General features: G+C 71.0%; 13 protein-coding genes and 3 tRNA genes. 8 read left to right on the forward strand and 8 right to left on the reverse strand.

Annotated features, from left to right (window positions below; genetic code table 11):
- Positions 1–164: 164 nt before the first annotated feature.
- The 3 genes from OG331_RS26465 (at position 165) to OG331_RS26475 (ending at position 5,413) form a co-directional block, all read left to right on the forward strand.
- Positions 165–2,636, forward strand: coding sequence for a hypothetical protein (locus tag OG331_RS26465; protein WP_406210287.1), 2,472 nt, complete (start codon positions 165–167; stop codon positions 2,634–2,636).
- Between the two features lie 283 nt (positions 2,637–2,919).
- Positions 2,920–4,410, forward strand: a complete 1,491-nt coding sequence (locus tag OG331_RS26470; RefSeq protein WP_383608016.1) for a N,N-dimethylformamidase beta subunit family domain-containing protein — start codon at positions 2,920–2,922, stop codon at positions 4,408–4,410.
- Between the two features lie 103 nt (positions 4,411–4,513).
- Entirely contained in the window at positions 4,514–5,413 is a 900-nt protein-coding gene (locus tag OG331_RS26475; RefSeq protein WP_406200531.1) for a phosphoribosylaminoimidazolesuccinocarboxamide synthase, read from the forward strand.
- Positions 5,414–5,450: 37 nt separating this feature from the next.
- Here OG331_RS26475 and OG331_RS26480 read toward each other — a convergent pair.
- The 8 genes from OG331_RS26480 to OG331_RS26515 all read right to left on the reverse strand — a co-directional run bounded on the left by OG331_RS26480 (position 5,451) and on the right by OG331_RS26515 (position 10,007).
- Positions 5,451–5,526, reverse strand: a tRNA-Gly gene (locus OG331_RS26480).
- Positions 5,527–5,548: 22 nt separating this feature from the next.
- The gene (locus OG331_RS26485) at positions 5,549–6,199 is read right to left on the reverse strand and encodes a response regulator (RefSeq protein WP_406200533.1); all 651 of its coding nucleotides are present in this window, start codon (positions 6,197–6,199) and stop codon (positions 5,549–5,551) included.
- Positions 6,196–7,428, reverse strand: coding sequence for a sensor histidine kinase (locus tag OG331_RS26490; RefSeq protein WP_406200535.1), 1,233 nt, complete (start codon positions 7,426–7,428; stop codon positions 6,196–6,198). The genes OG331_RS26485 and OG331_RS26490 overlap by 4 nt, the downstream gene beginning before the upstream one ends.
- Positions 7,429–7,445: 17 nt before the next feature.
- Positions 7,446–8,222: an ABC transporter permease gene (locus tag OG331_RS26495; protein ID WP_406200537.1), complete on the reverse strand. Its 777-nt coding sequence runs from the start codon at positions 8,220–8,222 to the stop codon at positions 7,446–7,448.
- Complete coding sequence (locus tag OG331_RS26500; RefSeq protein ID WP_406200539.1) at positions 8,219–9,178, reverse strand: ABC transporter ATP-binding protein; 960 nt, start codon at positions 9,176–9,178, stop codon at positions 8,219–8,221. The genes OG331_RS26495 and OG331_RS26500 overlap by 4 nt, the downstream gene beginning before the upstream one ends.
- A 130-nt stretch (positions 9,179–9,308) precedes the next feature.
- Positions 9,309–9,381 (reverse strand) — tRNA-Gly (locus OG331_RS26505).
- 80 nt (positions 9,382–9,461) lie between these two features.
- Positions 9,462–9,533, reverse strand: a tRNA-Gly gene (locus tag OG331_RS26510).
- Positions 9,534–9,689: 156 nt separating this feature from the next.
- Complete coding sequence (locus OG331_RS26515; protein ID WP_328880675.1) at positions 9,690–10,007, reverse strand: Lsr2 family protein; 318 nt, start codon at positions 10,005–10,007, stop codon at positions 9,690–9,692.
- A gap of 310 nt (positions 10,008–10,317) precedes the next feature.
- On the opposite strand from OG331_RS26515, the gene purS reads away from it, so the two are divergent.
- The 5 genes from purS to OG331_RS26540 all read left to right on the forward strand — a co-directional run bounded on the left by purS (position 10,318) and on the right by OG331_RS26540 (position 15,134).
- Complete coding sequence (gene purS / locus OG331_RS26520) at positions 10,318–10,581, forward strand: phosphoribosylformylglycinamidine synthase subunit PurS (RefSeq protein WP_015659417.1); 264 nt, start codon at positions 10,318–10,320, stop codon at positions 10,579–10,581.
- Entirely contained in the window at positions 10,578–11,258 is a 681-nt protein-coding gene (purQ, locus tag OG331_RS26525; RefSeq protein ID WP_328880676.1) for a phosphoribosylformylglycinamidine synthase subunit PurQ, read from the forward strand. Before purS ends, purQ begins: the two co-directional genes overlap by 4 nt.
- Positions 11,255–13,513: a phosphoribosylformylglycinamidine synthase subunit PurL gene (gene purL / locus OG331_RS26530; protein WP_406200543.1), complete on the forward strand. Its 2,259-nt coding sequence runs from the start codon at positions 11,255–11,257 to the stop codon at positions 13,511–13,513. The genes purQ and purL overlap by 4 nt, the downstream gene beginning before the upstream one ends.
- 175 nt (positions 13,514–13,688) lie before the next feature.
- Positions 13,689–14,189, forward strand: coding sequence for an ArsR/SmtB family transcription factor (locus OG331_RS26535; RefSeq protein WP_406200545.1), 501 nt, complete (start codon positions 13,689–13,691; stop codon positions 14,187–14,189).
- A 108-nt stretch (positions 14,190–14,297) separates the two neighbouring features.
- Positions 14,298–15,134: a M23 family metallopeptidase gene (locus OG331_RS26540; RefSeq protein WP_406200547.1), complete on the forward strand. Its 837-nt coding sequence runs from the start codon at positions 14,298–14,300 to the stop codon at positions 15,132–15,134.
- Positions 15,135–15,144: the final 10 nt, after the last annotated feature.

The following is a 15,144-nucleotide window of genomic DNA, read 5'->3' on the forward strand; positions in this document are numbered from 1 at the left end:
ACGTGGGCCGAAGCCCCAACTAGGGTGCGGCGCAAGCGTTCCGGCACTTGGCCCACCGGCATTGCGATGTCAGTGGCGGGTGCCACAGTGGGGGAGTGAGCAAAGCCAGGACAGTTCGGACAGCCAGGGCAGCGCGGAGGGGGTGAGGTCCGGCCGTGACCGGTATGGGTGTGGAGATGGGTGCGCAGGCCGCGCGTGCCCGGGCCCTCGCGGTGCTGCGCATCCGCAGCCGCGCGCTGGCCGTCGCTCTGCTGCCCGCGGCGGTCGCCGTGGTGCTGCTCGCCGGCGTCTCCACGGGCCACTTCGTCGGCCCGGGCTGGCACGCCGCCCGCTGGGTCGTCACCCCCGTCGCCGTCCTCGTCCTGCTCGCCGCCGCGGCGATCGCGCTGGTGGTCGCCCGGGCCCGCCCCGCCGTCAGTCCCACGGTCCCGGTCGGCGAGGAGCAGGCCCCGGACCTGTACCGGCTGGTGCGCGACCTCGCCGACCGCCTCGACGTCCCCGCCCCGTCCGCGATAGCGCTCACGCCGGACTGCGACAGCTGGCTGGAGGACCGCACCCACCCGTCCCACGGCCCGCCGCCCCCGGCGGAGGACCGCGACGAGGACGGTCTCAACGGCCTGCGCGGCGGAAGCGCGCGCGGCGCCCACCGCCGTACGCCTGCCGCCCCCGTCCTCGTCATCGGCTCCCCGTTCCTGTGGTGGATGCGGGTCGGCGAGCTGCGCGCGGTCCTCGCCCCGGTCGTCGCCGGTACGGGACCTTCGGCGCACCCGGACATAGCCCAGGCCCGGCGCTTCGTCCGGGGCCTGGACGCCGCGGTGGGCGTCGCCTCGACGCGCGGCCGTTGCCCGGGGGCGCGGGCGGTGTGCGCGGGCATCGGCTGGGTCGCTCGGCTGCTGCTGCGCAGTTGCCGGGACCATGCGGCCGAGATGGAGCGGGGCGTGGCCGCCGCGGCCGCCGAGCGTGCACAGGCTGTGGATTACGGACTGCGGATCGTCGCGCAGGAACAGGTCGGGCTGGCGTACGCGGGCTGGGACCGGCTGCTCACGCGGGTCGCGCTGCCCGCCTGGCGGATGGGCCGCTGGCCGTCCCGGCTGGACGCGGGCGTCGTCGCCGCGCTCACCGAACTCTCGCGCCGGGACCGTCTGGCCGAGGGCTTCGCCTCCCGGCTGGGCGAGCGCCCCGCCTGTGACCTGCTCGAAGAGCCCGGCACGGTCGACGAGGCGGCCTCACTCCTCGCCGCCCGCCTCTTCCACGGCGGCCCCGCCGAGCCCGGCCCGGACTGGTCCCCGGTGGGCTGGCAGGAGTACCCGGAGGAGGTCGTCGACCGCAAATGGCGCACCGACGCGGCCCGCCTCCACCGCGTCCTCGACGCCCTCGGCGTCCGCCGCACCACCGAGGGCCCGGAAACCGACGGCCCAACCCTGTCCCGAGTCCTGGACCACCTGACGACCCCACCGACCCTGGGGCCCTCCACCGCGTACTCCGACGACACAGGACACCCCGAGTCGGACAGGGCCCAAAGCCGGACGACCACGACGGAGGCCGGCTTCCACCAGACCACCGACGCACACGCCGGCGTCGCCCCGGGCTCCGACACGTCTGCCGACCCAGGCCGGGACGCCGACGCGAGCGCGGCCTTGGGCCAGGTTGCCGACCCGGAGGACGGCCATGACCGGGCTTCCGGCGCGCATGCCGGCGTCGCCCCGGGCTCCGGCGCGTCTGCCGGCCTGGGCCGGGACGCCGAGGCGAGCGCGGCCTTGGGCCAGGTTGCCGACCCGGACGACGGCCATGACCGGGCTTCCGGCGCGCATGCCGGCGTCGCCCCGGGCTCCGGCGCGTCTGCCGGCCTGGGCCGGGACGCCGAGGCGAGCGCGGCCTTGGGCCAGGTTGCCGACCCGGACGACGGCCATGACCGGGCTTCCGACGCGCATGCCGGTGTCGACCGGGAGTCCGCCGCGCACACCGACATCGCCCCGGCCTCCGGCGCATCCGCCAACCCCGACCGGCCTGCCGACGCGTCTGCCAACCTCGATCAGACGCCAGATCCGCACACGGACAGCGATCAGACCGCCCACGCGCACTCGGGCACCAACCAGCCCCCCGCCACCGGCGATCAGGCCGCCGACGCGCACCCCGGCACCACCACGACCCCCACGACCCCCACAACCCCCAAACCCCCCAAACTCCCCAAACTCCCTTACGCCGCCATGGCCGACGATCACCCCGCCGAAGACCAGGAAACCGAGCGCAGCTCCGCCCTCGCCGCAGGCATCACCGCCGAGTTGGCCCGCGAGGAGGCCGCGGCGCCGCCGGAGCGGACTGCGTCCCCCGACCCCGGCACCACTCTCCTGGACATCGGCGCGCTCCCCCTCTTCCCGCTCCAACCGCCCCGCACCTCCCGCGAGTTGCTCACCGACCACGTGACGGCGATGGTGTGCTGCGCGGCGATGGACACCGCCGGTGCGGTGCCGGGGCTGGACTGGCTCGACGGCCCCACCCTCCTCATCAACGGCGAACGGGCCGCCGACCTGGCTCCCAGAGTTCTCAGCCTCATCGAGGACGGCGACCCGACCCCCCTGCGGGCCTGGCTGGTGGAGTCGGGGATACGCCCGGAGAAGCCGGTTCGCCTGGTCTGACGGCGGCCGTGCCCGCCGTATGCGGTCGGAACCCCCGGTTCCACTTTCGGCCAATTCGCAACGAATAGTGACAGGATGCGTGCGGAATGTGATGTGCTGGGACCGATAGCGCACATGGCAAGGGCTTACGACATACGACAGCCACAAGAAGCCCGGGCCGCACGGCGGGAACCGCAAGCAAACCGCAAGCAAACCGCAAGCAACACACGGCACTTGCAGCAGACGCGCACCACGACACACGACGCTCGATGCACAACCACGGGGGACGAGGGAGGGGTATGGCATGGGGTCGGAGCAGATCCGCCGCTGGGAGTCGGGCGCACTCGCGCACGCCGTGACGGACCCCTTCGGCCAGGGCCCGGTCCCCTGGCTGCGCGGCAACGTGACGTACTTCGACGACACCGGCCAGGTCGTCCCCTGGTACGTCGACGGCCAGGCCCACCCACCGACGTCGGACACCCCGCGGGTCCCCGCGCCCCGCAGCGCCGGCCCCCGCTCGGCCGACGACGTACGCCGCCAGATCAAGGGCTTCATCTCCACCGGCGCGGTCGCCCCCGGCGAGGCCGTCGACTTCCACATCACCGTCGACCCGCCGCAGGAATTCGCCGTCGACATCTACCGCATCGGCCACTACGGCGGTGACGGCGCCGCGAAGATCACCACCAGCCCCCGCCTCTCCGGCATCGTCCAGCCGCCCCCGCTCACCGCCGACCGCACGGTCTCCTGCCACCACTGGTGGCTGTCCTGGCGCCTGCAGATCCCGTCGTACTGGAGCATCGGCGCGTATGTGGCCGTCCTGACCACGGCCGACGGCTACCGCTCGCACATCCCGTTCACCGTCCGCGACAACCACCCCGCGGACCTGCTCCTGCTCCTCCCCGACGTGACCTGGCAGGCCTACAACCTCTACCCGGAGGACGGCCGCATCGGCGCCAGCCTCTACCACGCGTGGGACGAGGACGGCCGGCTGCTCGGCGAGGCCGACGCCGCCACGACCGTCTCCTTCGACCGCCCGTACGCGGGCGCGGGCCTGCCCCTGCACGTCGGCCACGCCTACGACTTCATCCGCTGGGCCGAGCGCTACGGCTACGACATCGCCTACGCCGACGCCCGCGACCTGCACGCAGGACACGTCGACCCCACCCGCTACCGCGGCCTGGTCTTCCCCGGCCACGACGAGTACTGGTCGACGAACATGCGCCGCACGGTGGAACTGGCCCGCGAGAACGGCACATCCCTCGTGTTCCTCTCCGCCAATTCCATGTACTGGCAGGTGGAGTTGGGCCCGTCCCCGTCCGGTGTTCCGGACCGACTCCTCACCTGCCGCAAGCGCAAGGGACCCGGCCGCTCGGTCCTCTGGCGCGAGATCGACCGCCCCGAACAGGAGGTGATCGGCATCCAGTACGCGGGCCAGGTCCCGGAGCCGCACCCCCTGATCGTCCGCAACGCCGACCACTGGCTGTGGGAGGCGACCGGCGCCCACGAGGGCGACGAGATCAAGGACATGGTCGCGGGCGAGGCCGACCGCTACTTCCCGCGCACCCCGCTCCCCGAGCACGAGGAGCGCATCCTGCTCGCCCACTCCCCGTACGCCGACCGCGAAGGCGCCCTGCGCCACCAGGAGACGTCCCTCTACCGCGCCACGTCCGGCGCCCTGGTGTTCGCGTCCGGGACGTTCGCGTGGTCCCCGGCACTCGACCGCCCGGGCCACGTCGACGCCCGGGTCCAGCGCGCCACCGCCAACCTCCTGGACCGCATCTGCAAGCGTGACTGAGCTCACCCGGCACACCCCAGGCGCCACCCAGCACACCCCCAGTCCAAGGTCAGCGCCCCGTGCGGGACAATCGACCCATTGGACAGAACCACGGGGAGGAACCGTGTCCGGATTCGTAGAAAAGCCCGAGCCGATTCAGGTTCCGGGCCTGGTGCACCTGCACACCGGCAAGGTGCGCGAGCTGTACCAGAACGAGGCCGGTGACCTCGTGATGGTCGCCAGCGACCGAATGTCCGCCTATGACTGGGTGCTGCCGACCGAGATCCCCGACAAGGGCCGCATCCTCACGCAGCTCTCCCTGTGGTGGTTCGACCAGCTCGCCGACCTGGTCCCCAACCACGTGCTGGGCACCGACGTGCCCGAGGGCGCCCCCGCCGACTGGGCGGGCCGCACCCTCGTCTGCAAGTCGCTCCAGATGGTCCCGGTGGAGGCCGTGGCCCGCGGCTACCTCACCGGCTCCGGCCTGCTGGAGTACAACGACTCCCGCACGGTCTGCGGCCTCGCCCTCCCCGAAGGCCTCGTCGACGGCAGCGAACTCCCCGCCCCGATCTTCACCCCGGCGACCAAGGCCGCGGTCGGCGAGCACGACGAGAACGTCTCCTACGAGGAGGTCGCCCGCCAGGTCGGCGCCGACACCGCCGCCCAGCTGCGCCAGGCGACCCTCGCCGTCTACTCCCGCGGCCGGGACATCGCCCGCGAGCGCGGCATCATCCTCGCGGACACGAAGTTCGAGTTCGGGTTCGACGGGGAGACGCTGATCATCGCCGACGAGGTCCTCACCCCGGACTCCTCCCGCTTCTGGCCGGCCGAGCAGTGGGAGCCGGGCCGCGCGCAGCCGTCGTACGACAAGCAGTTCGTCCGTGACTGGCTGACCTCGCCGGCCTCCGGCTGGGACCGCAAGAGCGAGCAGCCCCCGCCGCCGCTGCCGCAGGAGGTCGTCGACGCGACCCGGGCGAAGTACGTGGAGGCGTACGAGCGCCTGACGGGCATGAGCTGGGCGTAACGCAAAAGGCCCCCGGAGAACCGGGGGCCTTTTGAAATGGAGCGAACGACGAGGTTCGAACTCGCGACCTCAACCTTGGCAAGGTTGCGCTCTACCAACTGAGCTACGTTCGCATGCGCCGTGGCGCGAGAACTACTATACCCAACCCCGCTCCCGCGCGAGACGCACCGCCGCGTGCCGGTTCTCCGCCCCGAGCTTGGAGACGGCGGAGGACAGATAGTTCCGCACGGTCCCCTGTGACAGTGCGGCCCGCTCCGCGATCTCCGCGACGGGCGCCCCGTCGGCGGCGAGTTCCAGCACCTCGGCCTCCCGGGCGGTCAGCGGCGAGTCCCCGGCGGCGATGGCGTCGGCGGCCAACTCCGGATCGACGTAACGGTTTCCGGCGTGCACGGTACGGATGATCTCCGCGAGCCGCTGGGCGCTGACGGTCTTCGGGACGAACCCGCGCACACCCGCCGCAAGGGCCCGTTTCAGATGCCCGGGCCGGCCGTGACTGGTCACGATCAGCACCTGGCACTTGGGCAGTTCGGCCCGCAGTGATGTGGCGACCTTCACACCGTCCGCCCCGGGCATCTGCAGATCGAGGACGGCCACGTCCGGTTCGTGCGCCCGTGCCATCGCCAGCGCCTCCGGCCCGGTCGCCGCCTCGGCGACGATCACGAGGTCGTCCTCCAGGGAGAGCAGGGTGGCGAGCGCCCCCCGGATCAGATGCTCGTCGTCGGCGAGGAGCAGTCGTACGGGCCCTGCCGGGCGGCCGGTCGCTCGGTCGCGCCGCAGGTCGGTCATACGGCGACCTCCCGCACGCCCGCCCCCGCCAACGGCACCTCGGCCACCAGCCGGAAAACCGCCTCGCCCACGTGACCGGCGTCCAGCGTCCCGTCCACCGCGGCCAGCCGCTCCCGCAGCCCGGCGAGCCCGGAGCCCCCACCCTCGTCGGAGGCTCCGGCAGCCCCGTCGTTCTCCACCGTCAACACCACGCGTCCCTCGCTCACCGTTACCCCCACCGAGCACCGCCCGGCATTTCCGTGCCGCAGCACATTGGTGGTCGCCTCCCGCACCACCCAGGCCAGCGCCGACTGCACCTCGACGGGCAGTCCCGCCGTCCGGCCGGTCATCCGGCATTCGATCCCGGCCGCAGTCAGCACCCCCTGTGCACCGGCCAGTTCGACCTCCAGGTCGACCTCCCGATAGCCGCGTACGACGTCCCGCACCTCGCGCTGCGACTCGCCCGCGATCCGCTGCACCTCGATCATCTGCTCCACGGCCTCGGGCCGCCCGCGCCGCGCGAGCTGCACGGCGAGTTCGCTCTTCAGGGCGATGACCGACAGATTCCGCCCCATGACGTCGTGCAGATCCCGCCCGAACCGCAGTCGCTCCTCGGCGACGGCGAGCCGGGCCCGGGTCTCGCGGGCCTCGTCGAGTTCGTAGACGGCGTTGAGGAGCCAGACGGAGAAACCGGAGGTGAGGGCCAGGATTCCGCAGGCGATGAAGACCGCGACCGTCGCGCCCAGCGCCGCCGGGACGGGGGAGCCGAGCGGGAGGGCCACGAGTCCGGTGGCCACCGCCGTCCCCGCGACGACCGCGAACACGCGCCGCCTGCTGCCCACGCCGAGCGTGATGGTGCCGACCGTGAAGGCCAGCGTGCCGCCGAGGACCGTGCCCACCGCCGTGTCGACATCCTCGCCGTTCGGGCCGTACCGCACGATGAGGGTGCCGGCGACGACGACCGCCAGGGCGACGGCGACGAGCCCCGCCATCGCCCGCAGCGGCTGCTCACGGCGCCCGCGCGTCCAGTCCAGGGCCCGCGACGCGGTGAAGGCACAGGTCACGGCGTGCGCGCACACCATCAGAAACAGCCAGCGCGCGATCCCGGGCTCGGACGTCGTCGAGCCGACGGCGGGCAGACCGAGCGTGGCGACCTCGATCACCGCGAAGAAATGGAACGACCACCGTGTGTACGTCTCGACCTTCGCCGGGGTGCTCTTCCCCCGCCACCACGTTCCCGGCCCGCGCATGCGCCGTCCCCCCTGCCTCAGTGCCGTGGCTCCCATCGGAACCACCGTCGCACAGCCAACACGCCCAGGACCGTCCAGGCCAGCCCGGTCACCACGGGACCGATCGCCTCGTACACCGACAGGTCGCCGGTCCAGCCACCCCGCAGCAGGGTGATCACCGGGGTCAGCGGCAGGAACTCGCACACCGACGCCACCCGGTCCGGCAGCACTTCGAGAGGGACGAACATCCCGGAGAAGATCATGGAGAGGAACACCACGGGCAGTGTCGTGACCTGCGCACTCTCGACGCTGCGCGTGAACGACGCGGTCACGGCGCCCAGCGAGGCGCACAGCACGACCCCCAACAGCAGGCCCAGCACGGCGAGATGGGGAGCAGACGGCGCGCCCACATCGAGCAGGACGGTGCAGCCGACCGCCAGCACCAGGCTCTGCGCGACGCCCGTGACCACGGCCGGCAGCGCGGCCCCGGCCAGGATCTCCGTGTCCTTGAGCTCGCCGGTGCGCAGCCGTTTGAGGACGAGCTCCTCGCGTCGGGCGGTGTAGACGGAGACGAGCGTGGCGTACACCGCGTAGAGCAGTGAGAAGCCGATCGATGCGGGCAGGACGACCGTGCCGAGGGAAAGGCCGGCCTCCGCCAGGTCCATCCCCTTCGCCGCCTCCCGCACGCTGAAGGGCAGCAGCAGCGGCACGAACAGCGCCGCGAACAGCGTGCCCCTGCTGCGCCCGAGCAGCGTCACCTCCGCGCGGGCCAACGCCGTCATGCGTCCCACCGGGGTGGTCATCGCCGTACTCATGCCGCGTACTCCTTCTTCTCGGCGGCGCCGGCCGCCTCCCGCGCGATCCCCAGGAACGCCTCCTCCAGCGACGCCGGGCGCACGTCCAGTCGCCGCAGCTCCACCCCTGCCGTGTCCGCCCACACCAGGAGCCGGGTCGCGGTGCGCTGCAACTCGTGGGTGCGCAGCCGTACGACACGCCCGTCGATCTCGTGCTCGCGCACGCCCATGTCGTCGAGGGGCGGCAGATCTCCCACGAAGTAGCCCTGCGGCAGCTCGAAGGAGATCCGCGAGGGCTGTGCCGCCGTCACCTCGGCCGGTGTCCCGGCGGCGGCGATGCGTCCCTCGTGCAGGATCGCGATGCGGTCGGCGAGGTTCTCGGCCTCTTCGAGGTAGTGCGTGGTCAGCAGCACGGTCGTACCGGCGTCGCGCAGTTCCCGCACCAATTCCCAGGTGTCCCGGCGCCCTTCGGCGTCGAGCCCGGTCGTCGGCTCGTCCAGGAACAGCACCTCGGGCCTGCCGAGCAGGGCGAGTGCCAGATCCAGCCGCCGCCGTTCCCCGCCGGACAGCTGCTTCACCCGCACCCCGGCCCGCCGCCCGAGCCCGACCATGTCCAGGGCCTCCGCCTCGGGCATGGCCCCGCTCACGCACCCCGCCCACATCCGCGCGGTCTCGGCGACGGTCAGCTCGGACGGAAAGCCGCCCTCCTGCAACATCACCCCGGTGCGCGGCCGTACGACGTCCCGCTCGGCGTGGGGATCGTGCCCAAGCACCCGCACCCGCCCCCCGGCGGGCCGGGCGAGCCCTTCGAGCAGCTCGACGGTGGACGTCTTGCCCGCGCCATTGGTGCCGAGCAGCGCGAAGACCTCGCCGCGGTCCACGGAGAACGTGATTCCGCGTACCGCCTCGAACCCGCCCCCGTACACACGACGCAGGTCGGTGACCTCAATCACGTGTTCGTGTTCGTTGATGTTCATGACACAAGCGTCCCGGCGATCCGACGCCGGAAGCAGTGCGCGCTGTCATCACTCCGCATGACAAATGTCAGGGGACGCGCGCCGGATAACGAAAAGACCCCGGTCCATCAGGACCGGGGTCTCATTCCCGAGCGGACGACGAGGCTCGAACTCGCGACCTCAACCTTGGCAAGGTTGCGCTCTACCAACTGAGCTACGTCCGCATTGCCCCCGACCGGCTCTCACCGATCGGTGCGAGCACCAGCCTACCTGATCCACTTACGTGGTCCGTACGGCGGTGCAGAGCGGGTGACAGGAATTGCACACTGCGCCTTCCCCCTGGAAGGGGGATGTTCTACTACTGAACTACACCCGCAAGCTCGGCGAGCTGGGCTTTTCTGCCCCGCCCGGCGGCGTGCCCCAGACATTAGCTGATCAGCAGGGGGGTAGCGCAAGTCGGTTGTCGCACCGGCTCAAGTCGGCCGTCCTCAGGGTGCGCTGACGGACCCTGAGGACACGTCCTCGGAGCACCTCACCGGGCCGAGGCGAACGCCTCGTAGACCTTCTTGGGGATGCGGCCGCGGGCCGGCACTTCCATCTTGTTGGCCTGGGCCCAGGCCCGGACGGCCGCCGGGTCCGGGGCTACCTCGGTCTGCTTGTACGCCTTGCCTGACTTCGACCGCTTGCGGCCGGCGTCCACGTAGGGCGCGAGCGCCTTACGCAGTTTCTTGGCATTGGCTTCATTCAGGTCGATCTCGTACGACTTGCCGTCGAGTCCGAAGGCGATCGTTTCCGCCGCTTCCGAGCCGTCGATGTCGTCAAAGAGAGTGACCACGACCTTCTGCGCCACGAATATCGGTCCCTTCGTCCGGCATGTCATACAGCTCAGCTGGGATGACGTGCCGAGTGTCGGCTATTTGCCAATTCATTTGTACAGTGCCCGGCAATGCAATGTGAAGCCCGACTAAATCTGTCCGCGTGTCCGAGCGCAATACCTATCTGCGGCTGATCGGGGATCTTTCCCGTAACTTTTCGTGAACGCCTCCCTCCGGTACCTCATCGTGATGGCTGTCACGTAGCTTCCTACAACTCTACTCGCGTAGAAATTTTGTACGGGTAGTCTGAAGGAACCTGCTCAGCACCACACACCGGGAGTGCCAGTGGCACGCGTCGTAGTCGACGTCATGCTCAAGCCGGAGATCCTCGACCCCCAGGGCCAGGCGGTGCAGCGCGCACTGCCGCGGCTGGGATTCGAAGGCATCTCGGACGTACGTCAGGGAAAGCGATTCGAACTGGAAGTTGACGGGCCGGTCGACGAGGCCGCGCTCGCCCGCATCCACGATCTTGCGGAATCCTTCCTCGCCAACACCGTGATCGAGGACTTCACCGTCAAGGTGGAGGAAGTCGCGGAGGCCGCGAAGTGACCGCTCGTATTGGCGTCGTCACTTTCCCGGGGAGTCTCGATGACCGGGACACCCAGCGCGCGATCCGCCTCGCGGGCGCAGAACCGGTCGCCCTCTGGCACAAGGACAAGGACCTCAAGCAGGTCGATGCCGTGGTGCTGCCCGGCGGTTTCTCCTACGGCGACTATCTGCGCGCCGGAGCCATCTCCCGGTTCTCGCCGGTGATGGAGACCGTCATCGAGCAGGCGAAGACCGGACTGCCGGTCCTCGGTATCTGTAACGGCTTCCAGGTGCTCACCGAGGCGCATCTGCTGCCCGGCGGGATGCTCGGCAACGACCATCTGCACTTCATCTGCCGCGACCAGAAGCTGCGGGTGGAGAACGCGGAAACCTCCTGGACCAGTGATTACGAGAGCGGGCAGGAGATCCACATCCCGCTCAAGAACATGGACGGCCGTTACGTCGCCGACCAGTACACGCTGGACAAGCTGGAGGCCGAGGGCCGCGTCGCATTCCGGTACCTGGACTTCAACCCGAACGGCTCGCTCAACGACATCGCCGGCATCACCAACGAGGCCGGCAACGTCGTAGGCCTCATGCCGCACCCGGAGCACGCCGTCGAGCCCCTCATCGGGTCGGGCCGCACCGACGGTCTCCCCTTCTTCACCTCGATCCTCAAGAAGCTGGTCAACGCATGAGCCGGACGCCTCTGGACACGGTCGAGCACGCGGCCGCGACCCCCGACGTCGAGCTGCCCTGGGCCGAACTCGGTCTGAAGAAGGACGAGTACGAGAGGGTCGTGGAGATCCTCGGCCGCCGGCCCACCGGTGCCGAGCTCGCCATGTACTCGGTCATGTGGTCCGAGCACTGCTCGTACAAGTCCTCCAAGGTCCACCTCCGCCAGTTCGGCGAGAAGGCCCCCGAGTCCGACGCGATGCTCGTCGGCATCGGCGAGAACGCCGGTGTGGTGGACGTCGGCCAGGGTTACGCCGTGACCTTCAAGGTCGAGTCGCACAACCACCCGTCGTACGTCGAGCCCTACCAGGGCGCCGCGACCGGTGTCGGCGGCATCGTCCGCGACATCATCGCGATGGGCGCGCGCCCGGTGGCCGTCGTCGACCCGCTGCGCTTCGGTGCCGCCGACCACCCCGACACCAAGCGCGTGCTCCCCGGTGTCGTCGCGGGCATCGGCGGCTACGGCAATTGCCTGGGCCTGCCCAACATCGGCGGCGAGGTCGTCTTCGACTCCTGCTACCAGGGCAACCCGCTGGTCAACGCCGGTGCCATCGGTGTGATGCGGCACGAGGACATCCACCTGGCGAAGGCATCCGGCGCCGGCAACAAGGTCATCCTGTACGGGGCTCGTACGGGTGGCGACGGCATCGGCGGCGCGTCGATCCTCGCGTCCGAGACCTTCGACGACGCCAAGCCGTCGAAGCGCCCGGCCGTCCAGGTCGGCGACCCCTTCCAGGAGAAGCTCCTCATCGAGTGCACCCTGGAGGCCTTCCAGGAGAAGCTGGTCGTCGGTATCCAGGACCTCGGTGCCGCCGGTCTGTCGTGCGCCACCTCCGAGCTCGCCTCCAACGGCTCCGGCGGCATGCGCGTGACCCTGGACGACGTGCCCCTGCGCGACTCGACGCTCTCGCCCGAGGAAATCCTCATGAGCGAGTCGCAGGAGCGCATGTGCGCGGTCGTCGAGCCGGCGAAGGTCGACCGGTTCCTGGAGATCTGCGAGAAGTGGGACGTCATCGCCACCGTCATCGGTGAGGTGACCGACGGCGACCGCCTGGAGATCTACTGGCACGGCGGCAAGATCGTCGACGTCGACCCGCGCACCGTGGCGCACGAGGGCCCGGTCTACGAGCGCCCGTACGCCCGTCCGTCCTGGCAGGACGAGCTGCAGGCCGACGACGCGAACAAGCTGCCCCGGCCCACGACTTCGGCCGAGCTGAAGGACCAGGTCGTGAAGCTGGTCGGCTCCCCGAACCAGGCCTCCAAGAAGTGGATCACCTCGCAGTACGACCACTTCGTGCAGGGCAACACCGTCCTCGCCCAGCCCGAGGACTCCGGCATGATCCGCATCGACGAGGAGACCGGCCTCGGCGTCGCCATCGCCACGGACGGCAACGGCCGCTACGCGAAGCTGGACCCGTACCACGGCGCCCAGCTGGCGCTGGCGGAGGCGTACCGCAACGTCGCCACGACCGGCGCCAAGCCGCTCGCGGTCTCCGACTGCCTGAACTTCGGCTCGCCCGAGGACCCGGCGGTGATGTGGCAGTTCGCGGAGGCCGTGCGCGGACTGGCGGACGCCTGCCAGCAGTTGGGCACCCCGGTCACGGGCGGCAACGTCTCGCTCTACAACCAGACCGGCGACGTGGCCATCCACCCGACGCCGGTCGTGGCCGTCCTCGGCGTGATCGACGACGTCGCGCGGCGCACGCCGGTCGCCTTCCAGGAGGAGGGGCAGTTGCTCTACCTCCTCGGCGACACGCGTGAGGAGTTCAGCGGCTCGGCCTGGTCGCAGGTCGTGCACGACCACCTCGGCGGCCTGCCGCCCCAGGTGGACCTGGAGCGCGAGCGGCTGCTCGCCGAGATCCTGATCTCCGCCTCCCGCGACGGCATGATCGACTCCGCCCACGACCTGTCCGACGGCGGTCTGATCCAGGCGGTCGTGGAGTCGGCGCTGCTCGGCGGCAAGGGCGCGCGTCTGGTCGTACCCGACGGGCTCGACGCCTTCACCTTCCTCTTCTCCGAGTCGGCGGGACGTGCGGTCGTCGCCGTGCCGCGCTCCGAGGAGCTCCGCTTCAACGACATGTGCGGTGCGCGGGGCCTGCCGGTCACCCGCATCGGTGTCGTCGACGGCGACTCGGTGGAACTGCAGGGCGAGTTCGCGCTCTCCCTGGAGGACCTGCGCGAGACGCACGAGGCGACGATTCCGGCGCTGTTGAAGTAGCACGGCTGACGTAGCACAGCTGACGTAGCACAGCTGGAGTAAGCAGGCAGGGCTCTACGGCTCCGAAGCCCCCGTCCGGTCACCGGGCGGGGGCTTCGCCGTACCGCCCTCGGGCGCGGGCCACCGGATGCAGCCGATGGTTGCACGTAATTACGTAGTTCCGTAGCATCGGGGCGTGGAACTCGAACAACGCGTCGCCGACCTCGAGCGACGGCTGGCAGCGCTGGAGAGCGCGCAGCAGACCGCCCCCCGCATCGGCGAGGGTGACTTCTGGGCCCTTCAGGGGTTCAAGGAGCAGCTGGCCGAGCTGGGCTCGGCCGACGGCGGAGTGCTGTTCACCGGCGCGGTACGGCTGCCGACCGGGGAGCAGTACGAGTGGCAGCACGGCGCGCTGACCGAGGGGCTGCTGGACGCCGAGTGGACCGAGGCCGCCGAGTCCTTCGCGGCCCTCGGGCACCCGGTCCGGCTCCGGCTGCTCCGCGAGGTCATCGCCGGCCGGCGCACCGCGGCCGAACTGGCCGAGCTGGACGAGGTCGGCACGACCGGGCAGATCTACCACCACCTGCGCCAGCTCACCGGCGCGGGCTGGCTGCACACCACCGGCCGGGGCCGTTACGAGGTGCCGCCGGGGCGGGTCGTACCGCTGCTGGTGGCGCTGTCGGCGGCCCGTCCGTAACAAGGCCGGAGCAACGCCCGGAGCAACGCCCGAAGAAACGCCCGAAGAAACGCTCGGGGCAACGCCCGGAGCGAGGGACCGAACAGGGACCGACCCAGAGGGGGAACGATGTCCGCACGCAAGCTCGCCATGGTGGCCTTCCGCGGCCTCCAGTTGGCCTTCATCGGCCTGGTGATCGCCCACATCTGCTTCGGCTGGGGCTACCCGGTCTGGTGGGACTTCCTGCCGCTGGTCCTCGCGTACGTCGTCGTCACCGTCGCCAACCGCTGGGGCGGCGCCCCGGACAGCTCGCGCCGGGCCCGGGAACCCGTCGAGGTCGCCCCGCCCGTCACCGGCCGCTGGTCCGCGCTGAACAGCCCGGCCGACCGCACCCCGAGCCATGGCATCCACGCCCACGGGCAGACGTACGCCATCGACATCATCGCCGAGCCGGAACCCGGCGCCCGCCCCGCCTTCCACTGGCTGTGGCCGATCGCGCGGCGCCCCCAGGACTTCCCGGCCTTCGAGGCGCCGATCCTCGCGGTCGCCGACGCCACGGTCGTGCGGGCCGTCGACGGGCAGCGCGATCACCTGAGCCGCAACTCGCTCGCGGGGCTGCTGTACCTGATGCTGGTCGAGGGTTCGGTGCGCGAGATGGCGGGCCTTCGCCGCATCCTCGGCAACCACCTGATCCTGGACCTCGGCAACGGCACCTACGCGGCCTACGCGCACCTGCGGCGCGGCTCGCTCACCGCCCGGGAGGGCGACCGGGTGCACGCCGGGCAGGTCATCGCCCGCTGCGGCAACTCGGGCAACTCCTCCGAGCCGCACCTCCACTTCCAGCTGATGGACGGCCCGGACCCGGACAGCGCCCGTGGCGTGCCCTTCCGCTGGCGCGGCGTCGGAGTGCCGCGCAACCAGGAGGTGTTCGAGGTGGCCCGCCCGGTTGTCGGTGCCGCCGACTAATCTCGCGCCC

The sequence above is a fragment of the Streptomyces sp. NBC_01017 genome (assembly GCF_045162795.1).
GTDB classification, from domain to species: Bacteria; Actinomycetota; Actinomycetes; order Streptomycetales; family Streptomycetaceae; genus Streptomyces; species Streptomyces machairae.

Bases quoted from the DNA above. Each gene is read 5' to 3' on its own strand.
- OG331_RS26495 (WP_406200537.1), bottom strand. From the start codon at position 8,222: ATGAGTACGGCGATGACCACCCCGGTGGGACGCATGACGGCGTTGGCC.
- OG331_RS26500 (WP_406200539.1), bottom strand. From the start codon at position 9,178: ATGAACATCAACGAACACGAACACGTGATTGAGGTCACCGACCTGCGT.
- OG331_RS26465 (WP_406210287.1), top strand. From the start codon at position 165: ATGGGTGTGGAGATGGGTGCGCAGGCCGCGCGTGCCCGGGCCCTCGCG.
- OG331_RS26485 (WP_406200533.1), bottom strand. From the start codon at position 6,199: ATGACCGACCTGCGGCGCGACCGAGCGACCGGCCGCCCGGCAGGGCCC.
- OG331_RS26540 (WP_406200547.1), top strand. From the start codon at position 14,298: ATGTCCGCACGCAAGCTCGCCATGGTGGCCTTCCGCGGCCTCCAGTTG.
- purL (WP_406200543.1), top strand. From the start codon at position 11,255: ATGAGCCGGACGCCTCTGGACACGGTCGAGCACGCGGCCGCGACCCCC.
- OG331_RS26470 (WP_383608016.1), top strand. From the start codon at position 2,920: ATGGGGTCGGAGCAGATCCGCCGCTGGGAGTCGGGCGCACTCGCGCAC.
- OG331_RS26490 (WP_406200535.1), bottom strand. From the start codon at position 7,428: ATGCGCGGGCCGGGAACGTGGTGGCGGGGGAAGAGCACCCCGGCGAAG.